The organism is Psychromonas sp. (assembly GCF_983033635.1).
Map to the genome: position 1 here is coordinate 1 of NZ_CEZLMY010000093.1, position 8,742 is coordinate 8,742.

General features: G+C 38.8%; 5 protein-coding genes and 3 pseudogenes. 6 read left to right on the forward strand and 2 right to left on the reverse strand.

Going from position 1 to position 8,742, the window contains the following annotated elements:
- From AC4GME_RS12210 to AC4GME_RS12220, 3 genes and pseudogenes are all read left to right on the forward strand, one after another.
- Positions 1 to 950: formylglycine-generating enzyme family protein (locus AC4GME_RS12210; RefSeq protein ID WP_490379458.1), on the forward strand; the 950-nt coding region annotated here is incomplete at its 5' end.
- Positions 951 to 1,105: 155 nt separating this feature from the next.
- A pseudogene (locus AC4GME_RS12215) lies at positions 1,106 to 1,300 on the forward strand (transposase); the annotation flags it as partial.
- A 200-nt stretch (positions 1,301 to 1,500) separates the two neighbouring features.
- A pseudogene (locus AC4GME_RS12220) lies at positions 1,501 to 2,154 on the forward strand (IS1595 family transposase); the annotation flags it as partial.
- A 119-nt stretch (positions 2,155 to 2,273) separates the two neighbouring features.
- Here the strand turns inward: AC4GME_RS12220 and AC4GME_RS12225 are convergent.
- Positions 2,274 to 2,921 (reverse strand): hypothetical protein, encoded by a 648-nt coding sequence (locus AC4GME_RS12225; protein ID WP_490377792.1) that lies wholly within the window; start codon positions 2,919 to 2,921, stop codon positions 2,274 to 2,276.
- Positions 2,922 to 3,396: 475 nt separating this feature from the next.
- Here AC4GME_RS12225 and AC4GME_RS12230 point away from each other — a divergent pair.
- From AC4GME_RS12230 to AC4GME_RS12240, 3 genes and pseudogenes are all read left to right on the forward strand, one after another.
- Positions 3,397 to 4,571: pseudogene (locus AC4GME_RS12230) on the forward strand (IS3 family transposase).
- Between the two features lie 132 nt (positions 4,572 to 4,703).
- Positions 4,704 to 5,597, forward strand: a complete 894-nt coding sequence (locus tag AC4GME_RS12235; RefSeq protein WP_490377791.1) for a tetratricopeptide repeat protein — start codon at positions 4,704 to 4,706, stop codon at positions 5,595 to 5,597.
- Entirely contained in the window at positions 5,594 to 7,279 is a 1,686-nt protein-coding gene (locus AC4GME_RS12240) for a lipoprotein N-acyltransferase Lnb domain-containing protein (RefSeq protein ID WP_490377790.1), read from the forward strand. The genes AC4GME_RS12235 and AC4GME_RS12240 overlap by 4 nt, the downstream gene beginning before the upstream one ends.
- A gap of 565 nt (positions 7,280 to 7,844) precedes the next feature.
- Here AC4GME_RS12240 and AC4GME_RS12245 read toward each other — a convergent pair.
- On the reverse strand, positions 7,845 to 8,742 hold an 898-nt coding region (locus AC4GME_RS12245), incomplete at its 5' end, for a hypothetical protein (protein ID WP_490379459.1).

Below are 8,742 nucleotides of genomic sequence, written 5' to 3' on the forward strand. Positions count from 1 at the left end.
ATGAAAACATGGCAAAAGCGCAGCAAGAGGAAGGGGATTTTATTGCCGCCATTGCTAATTGGCAAGCAGCCGAAACACAATGGAAAGCGGCTTATCAGGCGGTTGGTAGTGAAGTGGCGCGCATTGATAAAAAACGCGCGGCTGATAAAGCCGCAATAGAAAATACTGCACGCGCCGCTAAAGCTGCACAAGCTGCGAAAGCTGCTAAAGCTGCACAAGCCGCGAAAATTGCGCGCTATATTGGCAAACTGGTCAGCATTCCTGCTGGCAGTTTTAGTATGGGCTCAAGTAATGGTTCTAAATATGAAAAACCTGTGCATCGAGTCAGTATCAGCTCATTTAAAATAAGCCCAAAAGAAGTGACCTTTGCTCAATGGGATGCTTGTGTGACAGCTGGAGGGTGCTCTTATCGTCCAGCTGACCAAGGTTGGGGCAGAGGTTCACGTCCTGTGATAAATGTTAGCTATAACGACATCACCCAGCAATTTATTCCTTGGTTAAATAAAATAACTAAATCCCAAGGCAATAAACGTTTTAGATTACCAAGTGAGGCTGAATGGGAGTATGCGGCTAGATCTGGTTCAACAACAAGCTACAGTTGGGGACAGAATATCAATTGCTCAAAAGCACGCTATGGTTTTGACTCAGATGAATGTGGAAGGCAACAAGGCACTGATCCCGTTAAATCATTCAAAGCCAATAACTTTGGTTTATATGATATGCACGGAAACGTATCGGAATGGACTCAAGATTGTTGGAATAATAATTATAATGGCGCTTCTACTATTAGTGATGGACGTGCTTTATTAGGTGGTGATTGTGCTAAGCGCGTGTTGCGTGGCGGTTCTTGGTACAGTAGACCTAGTGATTTGCGTTCGGCTAACCGTAGTTGGAATTCGCTATCTAAGCGCTACAATAGTTATGGTTTCCGTCTTGTTCAAGGTTATTAATCTTTGACCTTTGCTCTAAGTGCGGTTAAATTTAAAAAGAAGACCTAATTAAACATTGATAACCCCCAGCTCTCTGCTGTGCGTGACTCGCATAGGTTTAACCGTGACAACGGTAGGGTTACCTTCTTTGCTCGACCAAAAGTAAAGAGGAAAAATACCTATGCGAGACGTTTCATGATTTAGCGAAAAGTAAATTAGTAATAATCCAAGAAGGGCATTTAATGAAAGATCATGTTCATATTTGTCTGAGTATACCTCCAAAATTTGCAGTTGAGAATGTTGTTGAATACTTGAAAGGAGAAAGTGCAATTTCCATAACTAAAAACTTTCGAGGACGACTGAAACTTTAATGGTAAAAATTTTGGGGCAAAAGACTATTTTGTATCGACAGTTGGTTTAGATAAAATATGGTTCTTGACTTTATTCGTCACCAAGAAAAAGACGATGAACATCGCGATCAATTAAAGTTTCAAATGTAGTGCGCCTTGGCCTCTTACTTTAGCCCTTTGAAGGCGTAATTAAATAAATCTCCGGCTCAGCCGAAGGCAAGTTAACTAACGGTTTGAGCATTAGGAAAGCGGCTACATTATGTGGTGTCGACAAGAATAAAGCCTTTGTGTGGCGTCATTGATTTATCACTTTAGCTAATGCTCATAGCCTTGCATGAAGAAGGAGGGAGAGAGGCTGATGAGACCTTATTTCTTGAATTATTGAAAGGCCAGCTTAACTTGGCCCTTATACCTAGAAAGCGAGGAGGTTTTGGTAAAAGGAGGGGGACACGTGATGACCAAATTCCTGTTCTTCTGGTAAGAGTTCGACACCAATCAACCGCCACGATAATTTTAGATAGAGTAGATGCAGTACATATTGAAGCGGTCTTAACACCGCTTATAGATAAAGACGCAATACTTTGTACAGAGTGTGTAGCTGCTTATTCAGCGTTTTGCAGAAAAGTCGGTGTTGAACATGAAGTCATTCGTAGTGAAGGACCAAGGGCTCGGGGCTTTTCCATATTCAGGATGTTAACGCATTTGATAGCCGCCTCAAAGAATGGATGAATCGATTTCATTGTGTGGCAACAAAGTATTTAGGGAACTACTTAGGTTGGCGTCGAATGCTAGAACGTTCTCGCTCAGAAATGACACCTGACATTTATATATTTGAAGCTGTTGGACGTGTGCCACAAAACTTTACTCAGATATAGCCTTAAAAAAGACACAATGTTAATCATAAATTGAGAAACGGCTTCTTATCAATTTATGATTGAATTCGAAGACCGTTTGAAGGACCCTATGTAAAGCTAACAGTTATACATACAGCGTGCTATTTTTGTTTGACAATATTACAACGTGTTCTACCGCTTTCAGGATAGTACATTCTAAATGTATGTATTAAACTGCCATCAACTTTAATGTTTGAGTTAAAGCTACTTATTGTTTCTTTTGCATCTGATAACTTATCGGCAACACCTGAACAGATCTGTTCATAATGATCACCCAATAGAACATTTCTTTCTAGATCTTTTTCATCGTGGACGTGTCCAAAATATAATATTGTGCCAGGATGAATTTCAAATTCTATACCTGTATAGCTGTTTTGAGAGTAATTGTTATTGTTAGGACGTTGATACTTACCCACTGGTATTGGGTAGATATGAAGCTTATTTTCGGCATATTTTTCAAGATTGAGATGTAAAGCTACTTGTCTATTGTTATTTGACTGGTCTATAGATTTAAATTTTAAGTCATTATTGTCGAAATCGTAAGCGGCACGAGTCCAGTCTTGAGACATATTACCAAAATTATCATAGGTGCGTTGGCGATATAGTCCAGAAATTGCGATATAGCCTGTACTTGTAGATGTTTCATCTACATATTCGTTTTTAATTGGTTTAATATATTTATTTTCTGTTGGTGTTGTTAGCGCACAACCATTTAAAAAAACTAATAGTAATAATGCTATTTTTTTCATTTTTATATTCCTAGTTTAAAATAACTATTTGAGACATCAAACCCAGCTTATAAATGTAGAGATATTAACTTGCGAATATTTGCGCAATTTCTAATTATATCTCTAACTTCAGCTGGATATGTCTGTCTATTTTGCTGTTTAAATATCACCAAAGCATCATCCATGATTAATTATTTAGATACCTATTTGTGAGTGGAGCGGAAGGATTTTACTTAAACAACCTTTAGTATGCAAGACGTTATCAATGTTAATTGTGGAGGCCAGAGTAAATGCACTAAAACAAGAAAGTTGCTTGCAATCAATCAGTTACGCTATGTTAAAAGGAGTTGTCATAGTGCGTAATTTGTTGATTTTAAACAATATTGTATTCTCCATGCGTTTGCCGAATAAAGCTGATTATTAATGATTTATATCAATTATATTAAAGATAATTTCTGGGCATTATTCTGGTCTAATTGAACTGGACACTTTAATTTTGGATAATACTACCCACTATCGAGGTGAACATGAATACAAAACTTATAGCAGTGAATTTAGAACTGAAGCATTAGCGTTAATCAATGAGCAAGGTTATAGCGTTCAGGAAGCAGTTTAGGCTTAGGTATCACAACTAGCTTGCTTTATAGCTGAAAACAAAAAGCTGAAGAGCATGCGAATTCAACTGTAAATTCTGATGAACGGTCTGAGTTATTAGCCTTGCGCAAAGAAGTTAAACAGCTTCGTATGGAGAAAGAAATACTAAAAAAAGCCAGTGCCTTCTTCGCAAAATAAATGAAGTAAAGTTTCGATATATTCGAGCATGCCGTTCTAAATATCCAATAAAACTGCTTTGTAATGTACTACAAGTGAGTCGTAGTGCATTTCATGATTGGTTTGAACGGACAGCTAAAATTGTTAGTGAAGAAGAGCAGAATATGTACCGTACAGCGCGACAGTTATTTAAACGTAGTCGTGGAAGTTTAGGCTCTCGCCAGTTGTGCAAGAACTTAATACGGGCTGGCTTTAATGTGGGCCGTTATCGTACGCGCAGCATCATGCGTAAGTTGAAACTTGTAGTGACACAACGCCATGCATATAAAGTGACAACAAAGCGTAAACACAGTGATAGCGTTGCTGATAACCTATTAAAGCAGCAGTTCAATCCCGCGCAGGAAAACTTAGTTTGGGCGGGTGATGTAACGTATTTGAGAACCAATCAAGGCTAGATGTATATTAGCCATTGTCATGGACTTATACTCCCGCAGAGTTGTCGGCTGGCCTATCTCGACACGTATGACGGTTGATTTAGTTGAACGAGCATTACAAATGGCGATTAACATCAAACAACCTAAAGCTGGATTAATGCTCCATAGTGATAGAGGCTCTCAATATACTAGCGGGCGATTTAGTCGATTGCTGAACAAGTATAAAATAACGGCCTCAATGAGCAGTGTAGGCGCTTGTTTAGATAACGCTGTTGTAGAACGATTTTTTGGCAGTTTAAAAAATGAATGGTTATTAAATATTGTTCATTTAACACGTGACTCGATGAAGATGGATGTTAAAGAATATATCCGTTATTACAACCATGAACGACTTCATACAGCACTCGGTGATTTAACGCCAATTAACTATGAAAATTTACAAAGTCAGCTGTCCGGTTGGACTTGACCAGAATACATAATGTTAAATGGTAATCTGATAATTAAATGACGAAACTAAAAATATTGAATCGTTATACGTTGATAAGATAAGATAAGATAAGATAAGATAAAATTAAATAAATTAAGGGTAAACAATTTAATGTTAAATACACAATTATATAAAACCACTTTTTATGAATTATTATTTAGTACAAGATATTTGCGATTGATTAATTTTTTGTTTTTGTTAATAAGTGTAATGCTGTATAGCAATTTTGCTTTCGCAAATGACTCTGTTGAAAAACAATCACTACAATACACTTTGAATGAAGCTCGGACTGGTAGCTATTGGGATATGAAAGATATGCAAAGACGTTATCAAACTGGTGATGGGGTTGTTATAGATGCTAATAAAGCAAAATACTGGGCAGATAAAGTCGAAGAGATCGATGTACAAAAGGATTTAGCATCTGCTGAGCAAGGGGATATCTCTGCAATGGATTCGCTTGTTAAGCGTTACCAAACAGGCAAAGGGGTTACAAAGAGTGCTGAACAAGCAAAGTTTTGGACTGATAAAATAGAGGCTGCTAAAGCGAAGGAAGATTTAAACTCTGCAAAAAGGGGGGATTTAGCAGCAATGGCAGCGGTTGTTGAACGTTATAAACTTGGCAAAGGTTTACCACAAGATATAGGTGAGGCCAGAAGCTGGCAGCAAAAAATTAAGACTACTAATGAAAATAATAGGCGTAAGAAAGTACAAAAAGAAATAGATGATATTTCTTATACAGAGTTCCTCGAAGGAGCAAAAATAAAAATAAAAAGTGAGAATGATCCACTTATGCAAATTTCGTATGGGCCTACATATTTAGTTGTTGCTTCAGCTTTTGATGCTATTTTCTCGCCGTTTAGATTAACTAAAAAAAGTATGTTATCTAAGCAACTGGCGGCTCACCCATCCGCTTGGGCTAAACCTAATTCTATGATAGCCAAAGCTTATCAGCAACAACAATTAAATAATGAAAACGCAGATACGCCCCTTCTGGCATTAAAATGATAAGGTTTATATTTTTAGTTGTATTACTGACTGGTTGTGCGCAACAACCTCATAAACAACTACCAGTATATTCAATTCAAGATTGGCAACAACTGGAGCCGCTATTACAGGCGGCACCTACAGAACTTAGTTATGCTATTTATCAGGAAGTGAAAGGGCGTCTTGCAAGTACGAATCAAGTAGGCCTTAAATCGCAAACAGAGCAATATTTAGCAAGTCAAAATTTGTTGAAAGAGTTGCTTATAAATTCGCAGAACGAGTTTTTATTGGTAGATGCAAAATTTTATCAGACCCACAAAGTAGCCAGTGGTGAGAAAGCATCAATGGCTTCTTCTTTTGCGCAAAATTTAGCGAAATATTTGCTGCTGCCAAGCTTTGCTTGTAACCAACCTATCTACGCACGATATTTTCAAGAGCGTTATCAGGGAAAAACACCCAAGATCTCTTGTAATGAGAAGCTCCCTTTTTTTGTTATTAATCGCTATGAAGGTGGAAAGGTCCTATGGCTTTCGCCAAAGCGAGTGAGTGCCATTCATTTACTGTTTGCAGGTGAAGGGCAAAGTATGGCCTCTAGCTTTGGTCATGTAGCTCTGCGTTTAATTATTTGTCCTGAAGAAGGTGAATTAACTGAAGATCGTTGTGACAGTAACCTTTTTGAACATCTGGTCCTTGGTTATATGGCACATATTGATGAGTATGAATTAGATATCATAAAAGCATTAAATGGAAATTATAAGGCTTATCTTTTTGCGAGCCCATTTATGGATGTATATCGTGATTACGCTATTAGTGAGTTTCGTGAGGTTTATTCTCTGCCTTTGGTGCTTAAACAACAGCAAAGAGAGCAGATGGTAAAAGAATTATCTGAGATTCACTGGCATTTTTCTGGGGATTATAGTTTTTTTAATCAAAACTGTGCGGGTCTATTACAGCAGGCATTAAAAATACACCTTCCAGAGGTGCAAACAGATGAACAGTTAAGTGGAAATTTTATCCGTCCTGATAATTTGTTTGCAGCGGCTAGAAAATCTTCATTAACTCAAGGTGACAAGCTAAGTTCTTTGCAATTGGCAGAGCAACAAGGTTATTACTTTTCTAGCACCAAGCCTTTTTACAATGAAGCTACCGTAATTGTACAAAACGCCATGACTCAACCCGAGTTTACGGATTTAGACAATTATCTACAGCTTAATCCAGTTCATCGTTTAGAAAGCATTTATAAAGATGTTGATTATTTGGCACGGCTCAAAGTTGATAAACATCTATTAGGCGCACAATTACTGCTTGAAGAGCTTGCTTTTGTGCGTAGTGAACGCCTACTGATGGCAGAAGCAACACGTTATTTTCAGCAGTTAGATAATCAAGAAAAAATAGAAAAAATTCATGCACAGCTAAATGCTCAGCAAGCTAAATTGTTTGATAATTGTTTATTAAAACCGGTTCAACAGATAACAGCCCCTGTAAAGCGTCTGTCAGGTATTCCACAAGCAGAGGATATTCCCATAATTAAACCTATATCGTCATTAGACTGCCAAAGTATACAGGGCAGAGAACAGTTAGCAAAATTATTATCTATCGTGGATATTGGTGAACAAGATAAAAAACAGTGGCAACGAGTACTTAATGCATCACAAATTGTGCAGTTAAATCAAGATAATATATTTACTCTTAACAATTTATAGCGAACTTAATGAGAGACTTTTGAAGTTACTTTTTTAATGTTTAAGACGAAAATAGCACAGACTTTCTTTTAATAACAAGTTAGACCGTAATAAAATATATGTAGTTGTCTATTATTAATCTCCATACAGGATTTAGGATAAGCAGACTATGAATAAACAAGAACTAGAAGCATTTGCTAAACAAGCAGCAAAAAGCATCGAATCAAAAAAGACTTAACTTATTTTTCTGCGAACCACTATTAAGGTTACTGTCGAGGCTGAGCTTGATGGGGATTTTGATTACTTGCGTCATCAGAAATTACTGGCAGCTACACAGCCTGCTCTACAGGTGCACGTTTAATTTCAGGAACATACTTGCTACTTGATAAAAAAACACCTTTTCACATTGGTTTATAGGCTAATTTCGGCCATAAAGGACCTGCTACCGTTCACCTCTGGAATTACCACTGAACATTTATTTGGTATGTAATTGATTTATAAACAGACAAAGATTGTAATATTTAATTTTTGTCTGTTTATATAGTGTTATTTAAAATTGCTTTAAAGGCAAGCAGCTAGATTCTTGCTAATTCGGCATTGCTGCTAATTTGGCGGCGGCTGCATTAGCGGATGATCTCGCATCACTTGCTGATTCTGACGCATTACTTGCTGAACTGCCCGCACTACTTACCATATCCACGATTTGATCGACGCCGTTACTTGCATCGCCAACCTTGGTGACCACTGTTTCAAGACCTTCACCCGCTCTGTGGGCACAACTCCAAGCTTCAGATTGTGCATCAACGGCTAATTGTGCGTAAGCGTCCATTTGAGTAAGGAATGTTTCACCTTCGGACTGCATACGTTGAATTTCTGATGCTAGATCTTGTGCGGCTTGTTGGGCATCGGCCAATAACTGCTCTGCTTCCCGCTTGGCTTGCTCCGCTTCCTGCCTAGCTTGCTCAGCTTGATCAAGTGCCGTTTGTGCTTGTTGCATCATCTGCTCTGCTTGTTGTGCCGATGACTGGGCATTATCCGCTGAGCTTTGCGCATCTCCTGCAGAATTGCTTGCTATGGAAGCTTGTGATCGTGCGTCACCCGCTGCTGATTCTGCACCTGCCGCCGCTGAACTGGCTTGCGTTTGTGCCGAGTCTGCTTGTCCTGCGGCACTTACCGCTGCATTGGCTTGCGCGTTTGCATTGGCGGAGGCTTGGCTGGCTTCCTGGGCTTGTGAACCTGCCGTCTGAGCCGCTTGTGTGGCTTGCTCTGATTGTTGTTGTGCGCTTTGTGATGCACTATCCGCTTCTGTTTGTGCCGTCTCTGCGTTTTGTTGTGCTTGCTCTGCCGCTGCTTGAGCCGCTTCTGTTTCGCTTTGTGATTGCTGCGCTGCGCTCTGAGCTTGTTCTGCTGCCGTTTGTGCTTCTTCAGTAGCGGACTGTGCGTTTTCAGCTTCTGACTGTGCATCTAAACTGGCTGTTTTAGCC

Excerpts from the sequence above, each read along its gene's own strand:
- AC4GME_RS12240 (WP_490377790.1), top strand. The coding sequence starts at position 5,594 with ATGATAAGGTTTATATTTTTAGTTGTATTACTGACTGGTTGTGCGCAA.
- AC4GME_RS12235 (WP_490377791.1), top strand. The coding sequence starts at position 4,704 with ATGTTAAATACACAATTATATAAAACCACTTTTTATGAATTATTATTT.
- AC4GME_RS12225 (WP_490377792.1), bottom strand. The coding sequence starts at position 2,921 with ATGAAAAAAATAGCATTATTACTATTAGTTTTTTTAAATGGTTGTGCG.